This is a genomic window from Tatumella terrea (assembly GCF_039523755.1).
Lineage (GTDB): Bacteria > Pseudomonadota > Gammaproteobacteria > Enterobacterales > Enterobacteriaceae > Tatumella > Tatumella terrea.
Map to the genome: position 1 here is coordinate 38434 of NZ_BAAAFX010000026.1, position 16980 is coordinate 55413.

Below are 16980 nucleotides of genomic sequence, written 5' to 3' on the forward strand. Positions count from 1 at the left end.
CCGGCAAACAATATAATTTCTGAGGTATTTATGACTAATATTGCGATCATTTATCATAGCGGCTACGGACATACCGAAGAAATCGCCAAATCGGTGGAGTCCGGGGCGGCCTCTGTCGCCGGGGTAACCACCCGACTGATTCCGGCTGGCGATGTCGGGTCGTACTGGCAGTATCTTGAAGACGAAGCCGATGCGATCATCTTCGGCTCCCCTACCTATATGGGTAGCGCCTCTGCCCCGTTCAAAGCCTTTATGGATGCCAGTTCAAAATACTGGGGAAAATGGCGCGATAAACTGGCCGCCGGATTTACCTGCTCCGCGTCCCACAGTGGTGACAAACTGGCAACGCTGCAGCAACTGAGTATTTTTGCTGCGCAGCATCAGATGATCTGGGTCAGCCTGGGACTGATGCCCGGCAATAACAATTCGAAAGGTTCTGAAGATGATCTGAACCGCCTCGGCTCTTTTTTAGGCGCGATGGCGCAGGCAGATGCCGATAAAGGTATTGAAGGGATTACTCAGTCAGATAAAGAAACTGCAAAAATTTTAGGTGAGCGGGTAGCCCATGCCTCACTGCGGTGGAATAAATAGCGGAAAGCTGGCGGTTCCCCCGGGGCAGTCTCTCCACGGGCAGGATACCGCCTGACACCACAGCGCTCCGGCACTTTTCAGCCCCGTAATACAGAGTGACATAAGCCTTGTCACGGGGCTGTTATCCGGGCCGCCTGCTTCTTCGATTGATCCCCGCGATGTACATGGCCTTCATAGCCTCCCCGCGAATATCCCCCCCTGAGACGACTAAACCGACCGGAATTGACGGGCTGGTTACTACGCAGGATCCCGTCGCGCGGCACACTGAGGTTTCTGACGCCATTCGCTGATCGGTCGTCAGGAGAATACGGCCAGCGGAATGTAGCGCTTTCTGCATTTCACACCGTGAGTAAACCGTTAACACGCCTGATGAAAGCGAACATAGCTGATCCAACGCACGGGTAATTTTGTTATCGCCGGTTTAGAAACGACCCACCGGTAACTTAAGCTATTGCGGGAAGAGTCCTGTCGTCGCTACACCGGGAGTAAACCGTTAACATGCCTGATGAAAGCGAACATAGCTGATCCAACGCACGGGTAATTTTGTTATCGCCGGTTTAGAAACGACCCACCGGTAATTTAAGCTATTGCGGGAAGAGTCCTGTCGTCGCTACACCGGGAGTAAACCGTTAACATGCCTGATGAAAGCGAACATAGCTGATCCAACGCACGGGTAATTTTGTTATCGCCGGTTTAGAAACGACACACCGGTAATTTAAGCTATTGCGGGAAGAGTCCTGTCGTCGCTGATACCGGGGGTCCGTCGGACTGAAACCCGGCCCCTCCCGGCCCCTGTCCCGGGATCTGGCGGGAGGAAGAAACACCCTGAAACATTTCTTTCGTTAACCTTACAGTCAGCGATGTGTATATATTTATCCGGACAGCCCGAACGTTTAGGGTGTTTAAATTACCGGCGTGTACGGTCCCTGAATATCAGGTCACCACCACGACTGCCGGACAGAAAAACTGCCGCAGATATCAGCCAGACGCGGCGGATCGTGGCTCGCCGTGTTTTCTTCAGGAATAAGGATTCGTCGTAATGGATGGTCATTTTTTACTAAAAGGTGTTGCTGTTATAGCTGCGGTGGCTTCGTTCTATCCGGATCTGAAGCTCCGCAGAAATAAGGAGAGTGCCTGCCCGGCTATCGCAGTGGCAGACGCGAAAGAACGTCAGGAATGGCGTTACTTCAGACGTGGGATCAGAGCTCTCAGCGTGCTGACAGGACTCTGGCTGCTCGGAACCGCCCTCAGCCTGTTCTGAAACGGCCATTTGTCCGCCCTGCTCTGGTTCAGGCGGACAAAGGATCAGACCTGCGGATTAATAAGCCGGGTCTGATACCGGCTCGCAGCGGTCTGATACTCACGGATCTCAGAGATTCGTGACATCAATATACAGTGAATGGTCAATATTGGTCGAAGATACGGTGGCCTCGGTAAAACCATAGGCTTCACGTTCGCCTTCACGATCTAACGGCAGGTTTTCGAAATCGAACAGTTCGCGATCCGCTAACTGACTCGGGCTGACGTTCTGCAAGGACTTAAACACGCTTTCCACACGGCCCGCATCCTTTTTATCCCACTCGCTCAGCATCCCTTTAATCGCCTGCCGCTGCAGATTTTCCTGAGAACCACAGAGGTTGCAGGGAATGATCGGGAAGGCTTTGTGGTCAGCAAAACGGATAAGATCCTTTTCACGACAATAGGTCAGCGGGCGGATCACCACATTACGGCCATCGTCTGAGCGCAATTTCGGTGGCATGGCCTTCATTCGCGCCCCATGGAACATATTCAGAAACAGTGTCTCCACAATATCATCCATGTGGTGGCCAAGCGCAATCTTGGTGGCGCCGATTTTTTCGGCAAATGAGTAGAGCGTACCGCGACGCAGACGCGAACACAGACCGCAGGTCGTCTTCCCTTCCGGGATTTTCTCTCTTACCACCGAATAAGTATCTTTATCGACGATATAGTAAGGGATATTCAGCTGCTCGAAATAGTCAGGCAGGATATGTTCCGGAAAGCCTGGCTGTTTCTGGTCGAGGTTAACCGCAATCACTTCAAATCTGACAGGAGCCACTTTTTGCAGGCTCAGCAGGATATCCAGCATGGCAAAAGAGTCCTTACCACCACTCATGCAGGCCATTACCACATCGTTGTCTTCTATCATCTGGTAATCGGTGATCGCATTGCCAACATTTCTCCGCAGACGTTTCTGGAGTTTGTTGAATTCGAGTGTGTCTTTTCTGGTATCGGTCTGATTCATAAATTCTTTTCACCACCGGGGAGTCCGGTCGTTGATTTCCTGGTTAAAAGCCCGCATGCATGGGCGCGGATTATACGGACTTTTACGCAGGGGGGAAATCACCTTTCAAAAGATATCGCGGAACAGAGCAAAGATGCAGCAGCGGGGGAACACGGTCAGAAACGGAGAACTACGGCCGAAAAGCGGCAAAAAAAAACCGGCGTCACTAACGCCGGGGTCATAAGAATTAAATGTGCTATGCAGTAATTCAAAAGTAAGACAATGTGGAGCACAACGCCCATCGCTTGACGTTGCATTCACCTGCGGGAGAGAGTATCTGCGATTTCCGCCCGGCATGTTTTGATTCAGATCATATTTATGATTATTAATCCAATCCTATGATTTATAACCACTTACGTTGCTTAAGAAACCAGGTTACCCCCAGTGCAATCAGCACCAGCACCACGCAGAACACCGCAAAGCCATAGTGCCACTGCCCACCGGGGATCCCCCCGAGGTTGACGCCGAACAGTCCGGTAAGGAAGGTCGCCGGCAGAAACACCATCGCCAGCAGAGACATAATATAGGTTCTGCGGTTCATGGACTCGGTCAGCAGGGCATCGATTTCATCGGTCAGTACGGCGGTCCGCGCGATACCCGCATCCAGATCTTCCAGTCCCCTGCCCAGCCGGTCTGAAATATCCTGCATCAGACGACGTTGTGCCTCATCCATCCAGGTGAATTTCTCACTGGCAATCCGCGCCAGCACATCCCGCTGAGGTGCCATATATCGACGCATGACAATCAGTTGCTTACGCAGCAGCGCCATTTCGCCCCGCGCCGGTGCCTGGCCTTCCAGCAACCCGTCTTCCATATCGATAATTTTATCGTGCAAATCCTCGATAAATTCACTGATATGATCCGTCAGGAAGTCACAAAATTCCACCAGCCAGTCGCCGGCGCTTTCTGGCCCGTTCCCCTGCTGAAGTTCTGCCCACACATCTTCTACCGCCGCCACTTTTCGTTTGCGGGTAGAGATGATTAATTTATCACTGATAAAAATCCTGACCGCTACCAGTTCGTCCGGACGGGCGTCCTGGTTAAAATTGATACTGCGCAGAACGATAAAAAAACCGTCTGCCAGACGGCTCACTCTGGGACGCATACTCTCACCGGCTAAAGCATCCCTTACGGAATCCGGCAATAACGGGGTTTTCTGCAGCCATCCGGCGCTGTTTTCCTGGGCATAATTCAGGTGCAGCCAGCAGGGACGCTCGCAATTCACCACGTCAGTCTCACTGATAGGCAGCATTCCTCCCTGCCCGTCTAACTGACATGAAATAATCGCATCGGATATCTGCAGTTCTTTACCGTCAATGATGCTCACACATTCCCCTTAATCCTGTTCCGGTAAATCAAAACCTGCATTGTAGTGTATTGATTACCATATTTTGCATTTAAAACGTAAAGGGGCATTACACAATGGCTGCCCCGTTTGATAATAATAGCCGGAAAATCAGTCTGATAGAAAGTTAATGCCCGGATTTCTCCGGCAGCTGTTCAATCCACATTTCACGACTGTAAGCCACATCTTCAGGATTATTGATAGGATAACCTTTGACCCGCGGGCTGATCAGACGTGCATTGGTGTACTGATAGATAGGAGCAATCGGCACATCGTCGGCAATCATCTGCTCGGCCTGGTTATAGTCGCTGTTGCGGGCAGCGGCAGAGCGTTCACGGGCCGCGCGGGCCAGCAGCGCATCGTATTGCGGATTGCTGAATCCTGAAATATTACCGCTGTTCCCCCGGGTCAGCAGCGCCAGGAAAGTAGAAGGCTCGTTATAGTCAGCCACCCACGAGGCGCGGATAACATCAAAATTCCCCTGATTGCGGCTATCGAGATAGGTTTTCCATTCCTGATTCTGCAGAGTCACATCCACCCCCAGATTTTTCTTCCACATCGAGGCGATGGCAATCGCAATTTTCTGATGAACTTCGGCCGTATTATATAACAGCGTCAGATGCAGCGGCCGCCCCGGCCCGTAGCCGGCAGAGGCCAGCAGTGATTTAGCCTGAGCATTCAGTTCCTGCTGGGTGTGCTGCTGAATATAGAGCGGTTGCGGATGAAACCCCTGAGTTCCGTAAGGGGTGAAACCCCAGGCCGGTTTTTCGCCGGTCCCCAGTACCTTATCAGCGATCACCTGCCGGTCGATACTCCACGACAGAGCCCGTCTGACCCGGACATCGGCCGTCGGGCCTTTCCGGGTATTAAACGCATAGTAATACGTACCGAGCTGCATCGGGGTATAGACCTGGCCCGGTAATTCTTTCTTCAGCAGGTGATACATATTTTTCGGGAAGGATTCGGTGATATCGATGTTCCCCGCCCGGTAGCGCTGGGTGGCTGCCGATTCTTCATTTACCGGAACAAAGGTCACTTTATTCAGCACCGTATGGGCGTTATCCCAGTAGTTCTGATCCCTGACCAGCACGATTTTTTCATTAACCACCCGCTGCTGTAACCGGTAAGCCCCGTTACCCACCAGCTGTCCGGGCTGTGTCCACTGATTCCGGGCCGTGCGGATAACGTCGCGGGGCACCGGAAACAGGCAGACATTGGCGACCAGCGACGGGAACCAGGCGACGGGATGGTCCAGCGTCACTTTAAGATGCCAGGCATCAATCGCCGTGACCCCCAGCGCTGACGGTGGCTTTTCTCCCCGGGTGATCGCGGCGGCATTTTCAATCCCCGCCAGCGCCGCAAACCAGGCAAAAGGTGAGCGTTGGGCGGGGTCCACCAGCCGCTGCCAGCTATAAACAAAATCGTCGGCAGTGACGGGTTTACCGTCCGACCAGCGGGCATCGCGGCGCAGAGTAAATATCCAGGTTTTATTGTCATTACTCTGCCAGCGTTCCGCGACGCCCGGCACAATGTTCCCGACACTGTCCTGATTCGTCAGGCCCTCAAACAGATCACGGATCACCTGCATTTCCGGCAATCCCACCGCCTGAGCCGGGTCGAGTGAGGCTGGCTCATCTTTTATTTGCCGGACGATTTCCTGCCGGGCGGCTAAATGCGCTCCCGGCGGCAGTGTCGCGGCCAGCCCCATGGCTGCGGGCATCATTGCCAGCGCCAGGGCGGAAAGCCTGTACCAGTTAACCATATGTGCTCCCTCTTCCTTTGCGATACTGTGGCCTGCCGTCAGTGAGATAGCCCCTGATACGGCCGGACAGAGATGATATTTCTACCGCAATATACCGTCCCTGCTCGTAAAAGGGTGCAAAATATGGGATAAATTAGAGGTTCACTTGCACTGTACGCGGTTGAACTGCGTCGCAGTCACTCACAAATGATGATAAGGAATCGCTGATGTCTCAGACTATCAATTTCAAAGGGCAGCCAATTGCTATCGCCGGTCAGTTTCCTGCTAAAGGCAGTGCCGCACCTGACTTCACCCTGGTGACGAAAGACCTGAGCGATGTATCGCTGGGAGACTATACAGGGAAACGTAAGGTACTGAACATTTTCCCGAGTATCGACACCAGCACCTGTGCGACCTCGGTACGTAAATTCAATCAGCTGGCTTCTGATATTACCAATACTGTCGTGCTGTGCATCTCTGCTGACCTGCCGTTTGCTCAGAGCCGTTTCTGCGGTGCAGACGGGCTGGATAATGTGGTTACACTGTCAGCTTTCCGTGGCAGTGATTTTAAAAAGGATTACGGCGTAGAGATCCTGGAAGGGCCGCTGAAGGCACTGAGTGCACGGGCAGTGGTCGTGCTTGACGAAAATAATACGGTACTTCACGCGGAACTGGTGGGTGAGATCGCCGAGGAACCTGACTACGATGCCGCCCTGGCGGTGCTGAAGTAAGCTCCTGACCCGGGCCCGGCCATGATCGGACGGTCCCGGGGTATGACCGGTAAAACGGGGTTATCCGGCCTCGTCTTCACCGGCCCCTTTTTTATTCAGCCCGTATTCCCGCAGTTTATTGGCGATAGCCGTATGTGACACCCCCAGCCGTTTCGCCAGCTTACGGGTGCTTGGATAATGGCTGTATAAACGGACCAGTACCGCGCGTTCATAACGCCCGGTGATATCGTCCAGAGACCCTTCCAGATTATCATCCACCGGTAACTCATGTTCCGCCTGCTCCGGCAGGATAATATCCTTCGGACGGAGTTCATCCCCCTCCAGCTGGGCCATGGCCCGGTAGAGCGTATTTTTCAGTTGGCGTACATTGCCGGGCCAGTTGTAACGGGTCAGATAAGCGGCCAGTTGCGGCGAAATCGCCGGCGTGGTGATCCCCCGCTCATCCGCATACCGGGAGACAAACATTTCGGTTAATGGCTGAATATCGCGGGAATGCTCGCGCAATGGCGGAATGCTGAGTGTCAGCACATTCAGGCGGTAGAAAAGATCCTCGCGAAATTCCCCACGACTGACCAGTTCCTGCAGGTTTTTTTGTGTGGCGCAAATGACCCTGACATCCACGTGTACCTCGTGCTCCTCACCGACCCGGCGGAAGGTTCCGTCATTCAGAAACCGCAGCAGCTTGGTTTGCATACGCGGGGACATCTCACCGATTTCGTCGAGTAATACCGAGCCGCCGTTGGCCTGTTCGAAAAATCCTTTTTTATTCTCCAGGGCATTCGGGTAAGCCCCCGCCGCATGACCAAATAATTCACTCTCAGCCACATCATCCGGCAGCGAGGCACAATTCAGTGCCAGGAAAGGCTGCAGATGGCGATGGCTTCGCTGATGACAGGCTCTGGCGAGCATATCTTTACCGGTGCCGGTCTCGCCGGTGATCAGTAAAGGCGCGTCATGAACCGCCAGTTTTCTGGCCTGATTCAGCAACTGACGCATCTTCGGGCTGGCCGCCACAATATGCTCAAAACCGCAGTTATCGGTGGTGTTAATACGCTGAAGCTGGTGGCCCATTCTGGCCGTCGATTTCAGCATGATCATGGCCCCGACCGGCAGGAGCTGCTGTTCCTGTTCACCAGGGAGGTAGATAGGCAGGATTTCCATCAGGAAATCGCGTCCCTGGATGACCACATGCCGGGCGACAGAAGTGACAATGTCACTTTCAGCCCAGTGGGAAAGTTCTCTGTCTTCAATCAGATAGCCTATCGGCGAATGGTATATCCTCTGTTCGTCCAGACCAAACAAGGTCTGCGCCGCCGGATTGGCCAGCTCAATACGTCCTTTCAGGTCGATGGAAAGCACCGGCTCAGGCATCGCTTCCAGTAAAGAGGTAAGAACTCTGCGTTCGCGCTCCGAAGGCATATCCGTCACGGTACGTACATCTGTTACGCCCGGCGTCCGGCGTATTTCGGCCATCAGCGAGCTGAATTCTTCGAAGGCTATTGCACTGAAACGCAGATACAGACGCTCCAGCGCGACGATTTCAATACCGTGTAAATCGATATTCCGCGCGACCAGCAGATCCAGCAATTCGCGGACCAGCCCCTGTCTGTCTTTACAGAAAATTTCCAGGCGCATCAATATATTCCTGACCATCATAATAATCAGGCATCATACCGCGTCAGCCAGGCGAGCTGAAGAGCTGTGGCAGGAAAAGTTGACAGTCCGGGGCGACCGTAACGGCGGCCCCGGCAAAGAACAGGCAAACCGGCGGAAAACGATGCGGACAGGATTATCCGGCGGTACGCTTCCCGGAGGGCTCAGGAGACTTCTTCTTCAGGGTATCGCGAAGCTGACTGAGCAGTTCTGCCCTGAAATCCCCGAGCCCGGGTTTATCCCCTTCCAGCCAGGGCAACGGGCGGCAGAGCTCCATCGCTTTAATGCCCAGCCGTGCCGTCAGCAGACCGGCACCGACCCCCTGAGCCGCCCTCGCCGAGAGCCTGCCCATAAGATCCTGCGACATCCAGTCCACTCCCACTTCACGCACCAGTTCACTGGCACCGGCAAAGGCAATATTAAATAATACCCCGCGAAACAGACGGACCCGGCTGAAATAGCCCAGTTCAATCCCGTAGATGCGGGCTATCTGGTTGATCATGCGGATGTTACGCCAGGCAATAAAAAACATGTCGGCCATCGCCAGCGGGCTGACGGCGATGATCACCGCAGATTCCGCCGCATAACGACCTATCTTTTCGCGGGCTTGTTTATCGGCAATGGGCTGTACCCATGCGGCATAGAGCGTCAGGATTTCCCGGTCACTGTGCGTCTCCTGCAGGGCATCCTGCCAGCGACGAAAAGACGGGTGAGTCTCACCGATGCCGCTGCGTGCCGCCAGTTGTTCGCAGAAAGGTCTGGCCTTGCCGGTCCCGTGGCTGTTAAGAAGTTCGCAGGCCTCATCACGTTCCTGCGCACGGTGTCTCAGCCGGTACAGGCGGTAGCCCTCGCTGACCAGACTCGCTGCACCGGCAAACAGTACCAGCCCGAGCGAGACGGTTGCGCCGAGTGCTATCCAGTCATGCTGATGCCAGGCTGTCATCAGCCATTGTCCGGTCCGGGCGATGACCGTAATAAAAAAGATCAGCAGGCCAAGCATTAAAAGCCGCCCGCGTAACGATCTGCGCGGGCGTAAGGCAGCGTTCAGGATAACCTCTTCATTCACCCCCGCCTCTTCTTCTGCCGGCTCCGGTGAGGCCGTAAATTCGCCCTCATCCGGGGCAAAATACCGCGCCTCGCGCAGCGGTTCCGCCGTGCCGGTATCCTCCGGAGGGAAATCGATCCTTGGTTTAAGCGGAGTTTCGCCACTCATCGTAATTTGTCTCCGAGTAAAAATTCCAGCGCACTATCCATACGGATGTGCGGGAGGGGCCGGTCACTGTCCATCACCGGCGGCCGGAAGGCTTCAAACCGGAAACCGCCCTTCTGCCAGAAAGCCTCCGACGGAAAACGGGACGGGACATCACCCGGATAGAATGTCAGCGGGCTGCCATCAGAAAGACGATGCCCCCGCAGCGCCGGATAGTTCTGCTGGTTATGTATCATGGTCCCCGCGCCGGTGGCTCTTACTGACGACAATGCCACACAGTCCATTTTAATGCCTTCAAAGGCGGCCTGCTGCCACGCCTCCTGCACCATCTGCCGTAGCAGGGAGACCAGACTGGCATGCTGATCGGTGGTGATATGATCCGCTTTGGTGGCGGCAAACAACAGTTTATCGATGACGGGAGAAAACAGACGACGCAGCAGTGTGCGTTGACCATAGTGAAAACTTTGCATCAGTTGTGTCAGGGCCAGACGCATATCACTGAAGGCTTCGGGGCCGCTGTTCAGCGGCTGCAGACAATCCACCAGCACTATCTGACGATCGAATCTGACAAAATGTTCTTTATAAAACCGTTTAACCACATGCTGACAGTAATAGTGATACCGTGCCTGCAGCATGCCGTAATTGCTGCTTTTATCGGCCCTGCTCAGGGCCGCCCTGTCATCCTCCGCACGGACCGGCCAGGGAAAGAACTGTAGTGCCGGTGCGCCGGCCATCTCTCCCGGCATCACACAGCGTCCCGGCTGAATAAAATGTAACCCGTGGTGTTTGCAGTCGTGAAGATACGACGTCCAGGCGTGAGAAATATCCGCAAGCTGGTTCTCATCGGCCGGGGCAAAAGGATCCAGCGACGCCGTCAGTTCTCGCCATTTGGCCGCCAGCACTGCGCGTTCTCCGTGCAGCAATCCGGTCATCTGTTCTGACCAGCTAAAATAGTCCTGTGCCAGCATCGGTAAATCCAGCAGCCACTCACCGGGGTAGTCGATAATTTCGAGATACAGCGTGGAGGTCTCTTTCAGGTAACGCAGCAACGAATCCTGTGAGCGGTAACGCAGGGCAAGCCGCATTTCACCGATCCCGCGGGTCGGGGTTGGCCAGGCCGGCGGGGAATCGAATAGCTGTGCCAGCCCCCGGTCATAACTGAAACGGGCAATTCCCATATCGCGTTGAGGGACACGCCTGACTCCCAGCAGCCGTTCATCCCGGACCACGGAGAAAAGCGGCAATGCCGCACCGTTATGAACATTAATTAACTGATTCACCAGAGAGGTGATAAAGGCGGTTTTTCCGCTACGGCTCAGGCCGGTAACGGCCAGCCGCAGGTGCTTATCCGCCCCGCGCTGTACCAGTGATGCAATCTCATTTTGCAGTCTCTTCATGCTTTTCCCTGAATAGACGAGCCGACATTTTCTTCATTATTGCAGACAATGCCGGTTCCAGCACCATCGCCAGGACGATACGTACCGGCTTACGGGCCACGCGATTCAGCACCCGGGCACTGAGGCCGGCAGGGGTACGACTGATAGCGGTGATCAGGATAAATTTCACAGCCGACTTAAGTACAGGCACCCTCCGGTGCCATGTTTTCCGCTGTCCGTTATCTTTCATCATTAACCTCTTAACTGTTTACGGTGTCCCTTTTACAGTTGTCTGAAACGGCTGCGCACTGAAAAGGTTTCCGAGGTGACATAACGCTCTATATCACGTAAACGCCGTTCGTTGCTGCCGGCTTCGCTTTCCAGCGCCTCCAGCAAAGCCGAAACATCCGCTGCTGCGGCATTCTCCCCGTCGGCCGAAGGTGGCCTTTTTTCCAGGAAGTACCCCAGCGAAAAATAGACCACAACCGTGATCATGAACAGGCCGATAAATAAAGAAATGATGACCATGATGCGGATCAGTGTCACCGGAACATTCAGGTATTCACTCAGCCCGGCACAGACCCCCATCAGTTTACCCCGCTGCGGGTCGCGCCATAATTTACGTGCTGACACACTCGGGTTCATCGCGGCTGCCTCCACTGCGGATTTTCCGCATCCAGGATCGCTTCCAGCGCATCAATACGCTCACGCATACGCCGGACATCCTGCGTAGCCTGTTGCAAACGATCCATCTCCTGTGAGGAGAGTTGATTGCCCCGGTTGTTGTAATGCAGCCATAACCAGACCGGGGCCACAAAAAGTACAAAGATGGTGAGTGGAACCATAAAAAGAATGACGGCGCTCATGAGTTCTCCTTACTGAGTCGCATTAAGACAGAAGACCATGACCTGGCATTACTGCCCGTCAGTGCGCTGCATTTTTTCTTTCAGTGCCGCGAGTTGTTGGCTTATCTCATCATCCGTTTTCAGGCTGGCAAACTGGCTTTCCAGCGATTGGGGTTTTCCGAAACGCTGACTTTCGGCTTCGGCTTCCATATGGTCAATTTTGCGCTCAAACGATTCAAAGCGTGCCATTGCCTGATCCATTTTACCGTTATCCAGCTGGCGACGCACATCCCGGGAGGCTGAAGCCGCCTGATGACGTAATGTCAGCGCCTGCTGACGGGCACGGGTTTCGGTCAGTTTATTCTCAAGTTCGGTGATCTCGGATTTCATCCGGCTCAGGCTTTCTTCCGTCTGTGCGATTTCCTGCTGCAACGCCTCAATGACGCCGCTGAGCTTTTGCTTTTCCTGCAGAGCGGCACGGGCCAGTTCTTCTTTGTCTTTACGGATAGCCAGTTCTGCTTTTTCCTGCCACTCCTGTGACTGAAGCGTGGCCTGCTCAATGCGGCGACTCAGCTGCTTTTTCTCTGCCAGCGACCGCGCGGAGGTGGTACGGACCTCAATCAGAGTGTCTTCCATTTCCTGGATCATCAAACGTACCATTTTCTGCGGGTCTTCGGCCCGTTCCAGTAACGAATTGATGTTGGCATTCACGATGTCGGTAAAGCGTGAAAAAATACCCATAAAGATCCTCCTGAAGCTGCCGGGGTTCCCGGCGATAATGGTTTACACAAATGGTTTACACAAATGGTTTACACAAAAAGACAAAGCAAGTGGCGTGCCAGTTTTTAATGTGTTGTTTTTAAATACTTTATTTTTATTGCCCTGCGTGTCCTGGCCTGTAGAATGGTGTTATTCATCACTAATTGGTTAAATTCATCATGGAACAACGGGATCCTTTGCTGGGAGAAGCGAATAATTTTCTCGCTATGCTTGAGCAGGTTTCTGCGCTGGCGGCATTGAATAAACCGGTGCTGGTCATAGGCGAGCGTGGGACCGGGAAGGAGCTGATTGCCAGCCGTCTTCATTACCTGTCTCCGCGCTGGGATGGCCCTTTTATTTCTCTTAACTGCGCGGCACTCAACGAAAACCTGCTGGACTCGGAACTGTTTGGCCATGAGGCCGGGGCTTTTACCGGTGCCCGCACCCGCCATCTGGGCCGGTTTGAGCGGGCTGATGGGGGCACCCTGTTCCTGGATGAACTCGCCACCGCACCGATGCTGGTACAGGAAAAATTGCTGAGGGTGATTGAATACGGCCAGCTGGAACGCGTCGGCGGCAGTCAGCCATTACAGGTCAATGTCAGACTGATTTGCGCAACCAACGAGGATCTGCCGGCCCGTGCCGCCCGCGGTCAGTTCCGTGCCGATCTGCTGGACCGTCTGGCCTTCGATGTGGTGAATATTCCCCCGCTTCGTCAGCGGCAGTCCGATATTCTGCTGCTCGGTGAGCAATTTGCTATCCAGATGTGTCGGGAGCTTGGGTTGCCTCTGTTCCCGGGGTTTACCGCGAACGCCCGTCAGCAGTTGCTGGACTGGCACTGGCCGGGCAATGTGCGTGAACTGAAAAATGTGATTGAGCGCTCCGTCTACCGCCACCATTCCAGTGATGAGATGCTTGACCGGATTATTTTCAATCCGTTCCGCCCCGACTTCTCTCCGGGCGATGAGCAGAAAAGTGTTCCGGAAAGCCCGCCGCCGTTCAGCGCCGAACCTGAATTGCCGCTTGATCTCAGGGGATGGCAGCACCAACAGGAATGTGCGCTGGTCGAATACAGCCTGCGAACACATCACTTTCATCAGCGTAAAGCTGCCGAAGCCCTTGGCCTGACGTACCACCAGCTGCGCGCCTTGATAAAAAAACATCAGATAGCGGTCAGTCGCTGAGGCGGGAAAGACCCGTTTTCCCCGTCCGGTTCCGGGTTTCCTGAGACTTCGCCGGGCAGCACACCGCCTGAAGGCCGGTTGCCGTCAGGAATGTCAGCGCCACCGCGGCAGGATACGTCTGACCTCTGCTCCTTCCGCCCCTGCGTTGCGGATGCTGATACCACACCGCTGCGACCTGCCGGTCACGACCTCGTTCCGCTGATGTCACCGGCCCCGGCCTGACACCGGAGACTGTCTGCGTTTATCGCGTCCGGGACAGAGAACGCCTCAGTCAACGGCCAGGCACCCGAGACCGTTGTGAGGCAGCTCCCGGGTGATCACTGCGCGGTATCAGGCGGCAGGACTCCCCTGCAGTCAACACTAAAGTTGGGGTCCCTGCCGGGTTTACGGTACACTTCAGATAATCTGTAAATAATCTTTGAGTACTATGCTGAAATTATATTCCGCGTTGTGTCTTGCCGTTGCTCTGTTCAGTAACACTGCCTCTGCGTCAGTGGCATCTGATATCCGGCAGAATGGCTTCGTTTACTGTGTAAACGGGGTACTGAATACCTTTAACCCGCAATTAGCCAGTAGCGGGCTGACCGTCGATACTCTGGCGGCCCAGTTATATGACAGTTTGCTGGGGGTGGATCCCTATACCTACCGTCTGACGCCGGAACTGGCTTCCGGATGGGAAGTAAAGGATAACGGCGCGACCTATATTTTCCATCTGCGTCACCACGTCAGCTTCCAGAAAACGGCCTGGTTCACCCCCCACCGGGCAATGGATGCGGATGATGTTGTGTTCAGCTTCTCACGGATGTTTGACCGCAGCAGCCCCTGGCATGATATTGGCGGTGGCAGTTATCCCTATTTTGACAGCCTGAAGTTTCCGGATAACGTCCGCAGTATCAGAAAACTGGATAATTATACCGTTGAAATACAGCTGGCACAGCCGGATGCGTCTTTCCTCTGGCATATCGCCACCCATTACGCCCCGGTACTGTCCAAAGAATATGCCGACCAGCTCACGGCCAGCGGTCACGAAGAACAAATGGATCGTCAGCCGGTAGGCACCGGGCCTTTCCAGCTGAGTGAATATCATTCCGGACAATTTATTCGCCTGGCCCGTAACCCGGATTACTGGAAGGGCATTCCCCGCATGCAGCAGGTGGTGATCGATATCGGTGCGGGGGGTACGGGGCGTTTATCCAAACTGCTGACCGGTGAATGTGATGTTCTGGCTTATCCTGCCGCCAGTCAGCTGACCATTCTGCGGGATGACCCGCGCCTGCGGATGACACTACGTCCCGGGATGAATATCGCTTATCTGGCGTTCAATACCCGTAAACCGCCGCTGGATAATCCCGACGTCAGAAAGGCACTGGCGCTGGCCATTAATAATGACCGGCTGATGTCTTCGGTTTATTACGGTACTGCAGAGACCGCAGCCTCTATTCTTCCCCGGGCCTCCTGGGCTTATGACAGCCAGTCTGTCGTCTCCGATTATAATCCGGCTAAAGCGATGCAGGCCCTGAAGCAACTGAACGTGCACGATCTGCACCTGAGATTAATGGTGCCGACCGCCTCCCAGCCCTGGAACCCCAGCCCGCTGAAGACAGCGGAACTCATCCAGGCCGATTTGGGGCGTATCGGAGTGACGGTCAGCATCGTTCCGGTAGAGGGACGCTTTCAGGAGGCGCAGTTAATGTCGCTTAACCACGATCTGACACTGGCAGGCTGGTCCACCGACAGTAATGACCCGGACAGTTTTTTCCGCCCGCTACTCAGTTGTGCGGCGATAAGCTCTGCCACCAATTATGCCCACTGGTGTGACCCGGCCTTTGATACGCTCCTCCATCAGGCATTAACATCACAGCAATTGTCGGAGCGGATCGACAGTTATGCGCAGGCACAACAGATGCTGACCGCACAGCTCCCGGTACTGCCGCTGGCCTCTTCCCTGCGGTTACAGGCCTACCGTTATGATATTAAAGGGCTGGTCCTCAGTCCGTTTGGTAATACCTCCTTCGCCGGCGTCTATCGCGATGACGCTGAGGATAACGCTCCATGATTATTTTTATTCTGCGCCGCCTGGTCCTGCTGGTGATCACGCTGTTTCTGCTGTCACTGGTCGCTTTCAGCCTGAGTTATTTTACCCCGCACGCGCCTCTGGAAGGCGCTTCCCCGGGCGATGCCTGGTGGTTCTGGTTCAGGAGCATGCTGCAACTGGATTTTGGCGTATCCAGCGTCAACAGTCAGCCTATCACTGACCAGCTTAAAGAAGTGGTTCCGGCCACCCTTGAACTCTGCGTACTGGCTTTTCTGCTGGCACTGCTGCTGGGGATCCCGCTCGGCATCACCGCGGCGGTAATGCGTAATAAGTGGCAGGATAAACTGATCAGTGCCCTCGCCTTAGTGGGATTTTCTGTGCCTGTGTTCTGGCTGGCCCTGTTGCTGACCCTGTTCTTCTCACTGACCCTCGGCTGGCTGCCGGTATCGGGACGGCTGGATCTGCTCTATCCTCTGCAGCATGTCACCGGCTTTGTGCTGATCGATGCCTGGCTGTCGGATTCCCCCTGGCGGCATGAAATGTTGCTGAATATTCTCTGCCACCTGATTTTACCGGTAGTGACCCTGGCGGTAGCGCCGATGACAGAAGTGATCCGGCTTATCCGTAACAGTACCCTGGAGGTGCTGGATAAGAACTACGTAAAAGCCGCAGTGACCCGCGGTCTGTCACGGGTGACGGTGATCCGCCGGCATGTCCTGCACAATGCGTTGCCACCGGTGATCCCTCACCTGGGTCTGCAGTTTTCTACCATGCTGACACTGACGATGATCACTGAGGTGGTGTTTAACTGGCCGGGTCTGGGTCACTGGCTGATCGGGGCAATTCGTCAGCAGGATTATGCGGCGATTTCTGCCGGCGTCATGGTGATCGGCACCATGGTGATGCTGGTCAATGTGCTGTCCGATATTCTCGGCGCGGCACTGAACCCGCTGAAACACAAGGAATGGTACGCACTGCGTTAACACGGAGTGTGGCGGACGACGTATGACGGGAAAAAGCGTCAGGTATTGCTCTCCATGCGACAAGTGAAACGGCGGAGTGGTCTTACCTCCTGCGGCACAATTGAGGGGGTTATGACCGGCAGCAAGACGTCTCCCGGGAGGGTTACGATCTTTACCGGTTCTGCTATTTTTGCTCTGACATTCCTTCTGCTACGGCCATCTGAACCTGCAACTCAAGGTCAGATC

The 16980-nt window shown here is 54.6% G+C and carries 16 protein-coding genes; 6 read left to right on the plus strand and 10 right to left on the minus strand.

Annotation, left to right across the window (positions count from 1 at the left end):
• Positions 1-30: 30 nt before the first annotated feature.
• Both ABD035_RS16895 and ABD035_RS16900 read left to right on the plus strand, forming a co-directional pair.
• Positions 31-591: a flavodoxin family protein gene (locus ABD035_RS16895; RefSeq protein WP_343871294.1), complete on the plus strand. Its 561-nt coding sequence runs from the start codon at positions 31-33 to the stop codon at positions 589-591.
• Positions 592-1630: 1039 nt separating this feature from the next.
• Positions 1631-1852 carry a hypothetical protein gene (locus tag ABD035_RS16900; protein ID WP_212712919.1) on the plus strand — a complete coding sequence of 74 codons (222 nt, stop codon included), beginning with the start codon at positions 1631-1633 and terminating at the stop codon, positions 1850-1852.
• Positions 1853-1960: 108 nt separating this feature from the next.
• On the opposite strand, the gene ttcA is transcribed toward ABD035_RS16900, so the two are convergent.
• The 3 genes from ttcA to ABD035_RS16915 form a co-directional block, all read right to left on the minus strand.
• The gene (ttcA, locus tag ABD035_RS16905; RefSeq protein WP_212712920.1) at positions 1961-2854 is read right to left on the minus strand and encodes a tRNA 2-thiocytidine(32) synthetase TtcA; all 894 of its coding nucleotides are present in this window, start codon (positions 2852-2854) and stop codon (positions 1961-1963) included.
• Positions 2855-3236: 382 nt separating this feature from the next.
• A complete protein-coding gene (gene zntB / locus ABD035_RS16910) occupies positions 3237-4220 on the minus strand; it encodes a zinc transporter ZntB (RefSeq protein WP_212712921.1) in 984 nt (327 codons plus the stop codon).
• Between the two features lie 145 nt (positions 4221-4365).
• Positions 4366-5961, minus strand: a complete 1596-nt coding sequence (locus ABD035_RS16915; protein ID WP_385953824.1) for a peptide ABC transporter substrate-binding protein — start codon at positions 5959-5961, stop codon at positions 4366-4368.
• A 245-nt stretch (positions 5962-6206) separates the two neighbouring features.
• On the opposite strand from ABD035_RS16915, the gene tpx reads away from it, so the two are divergent.
• Positions 6207-6710 (plus strand): thiol peroxidase, encoded by a 504-nt coding sequence (gene tpx / locus ABD035_RS16920; protein WP_343871296.1) that lies wholly within the window; start codon positions 6207-6209, stop codon positions 6708-6710.
• 60 nt (positions 6711-6770) lie between these two features.
• Here tpx and tyrR read toward each other — a convergent pair whose 3' ends face one another.
• The 7 genes from tyrR to pspA form a co-directional block, all read right to left on the minus strand.
• Positions 6771-8345 (minus strand): transcriptional regulator TyrR, encoded by a 1575-nt coding sequence (gene tyrR / locus ABD035_RS16925; RefSeq protein ID WP_343871297.1) that lies wholly within the window; start codon positions 8343-8345, stop codon positions 6771-6773.
• A gap of 154 nt (positions 8346-8499) precedes the next feature.
• Positions 8500-9576: a YcjF family protein gene (locus ABD035_RS16930; protein ID WP_343871298.1), complete on the minus strand. Its 1077-nt coding sequence runs from the start codon at positions 9574-9576 to the stop codon at positions 8500-8502.
• Positions 9573-10970 (minus strand): YcjX family GTP-binding protein, encoded by a 1398-nt coding sequence (locus ABD035_RS16935; protein ID WP_343871299.1) that lies wholly within the window; start codon positions 10968-10970, stop codon positions 9573-9575. The genes ABD035_RS16930 and ABD035_RS16935 overlap by 4 nt, the downstream gene beginning before the upstream one ends.
• Positions 10951-11202: a phage shock protein PspD gene (locus ABD035_RS16940; protein WP_343871300.1), complete on the minus strand. Its 252-nt coding sequence runs from the start codon at positions 11200-11202 to the stop codon at positions 10951-10953. The genes ABD035_RS16935 and ABD035_RS16940 overlap by 20 nt, the downstream gene beginning before the upstream one ends.
• A gap of 29 nt (positions 11203-11231) precedes the next feature.
• Positions 11232-11594: an envelope stress response membrane protein PspC gene (gene pspC / locus ABD035_RS16945; RefSeq protein WP_343871301.1), complete on the minus strand. Its 363-nt coding sequence runs from the start codon at positions 11592-11594 to the stop codon at positions 11232-11234.
• The gene (pspB, locus tag ABD035_RS16950) at positions 11591-11815 is read right to left on the minus strand and encodes an envelope stress response membrane protein PspB (protein ID WP_212712928.1); all 225 of its coding nucleotides are present in this window, start codon (positions 11813-11815) and stop codon (positions 11591-11593) included. The genes pspC and pspB overlap by 4 nt, the downstream gene beginning before the upstream one ends.
• Positions 11816-11863: 48 nt before the next feature.
• Positions 11864-12535 (minus strand): phage shock protein PspA, encoded by a 672-nt coding sequence (gene pspA, locus ABD035_RS16955; RefSeq protein WP_212712929.1) that lies wholly within the window; start codon positions 12533-12535, stop codon positions 11864-11866.
• A gap of 197 nt (positions 12536-12732) precedes the next feature.
• On the opposite strand from pspA, the gene pspF reads away from it, so the two are divergent.
• The 3 genes from pspF to sapB all read left to right on the plus strand — a co-directional run bounded on the left by pspF (position 12733) and on the right by sapB (position 16755).
• Entirely contained in the window at positions 12733-13737 is a 1005-nt protein-coding gene (pspF, locus tag ABD035_RS16960; RefSeq protein ID WP_425579736.1) for a phage shock protein operon transcriptional activator, read from the plus strand.
• 427 nt (positions 13738-14164) lie between these two features.
• Positions 14165-15793 (plus strand): ABC transporter substrate-binding protein SapA, encoded by a 1629-nt coding sequence (gene sapA / locus ABD035_RS16965; protein ID WP_343871302.1) that lies wholly within the window; start codon positions 14165-14167, stop codon positions 15791-15793.
• A complete protein-coding gene (sapB, locus tag ABD035_RS16970) occupies positions 15790-16755 on the plus strand; it encodes a putrescine export ABC transporter permease SapB (RefSeq protein ID WP_212712931.1) in 966 nt (321 codons plus the stop codon). Before sapA ends, sapB begins: the two co-directional genes overlap by 4 nt.
• Positions 16756-16980 lie beyond the last annotated feature (225 nt).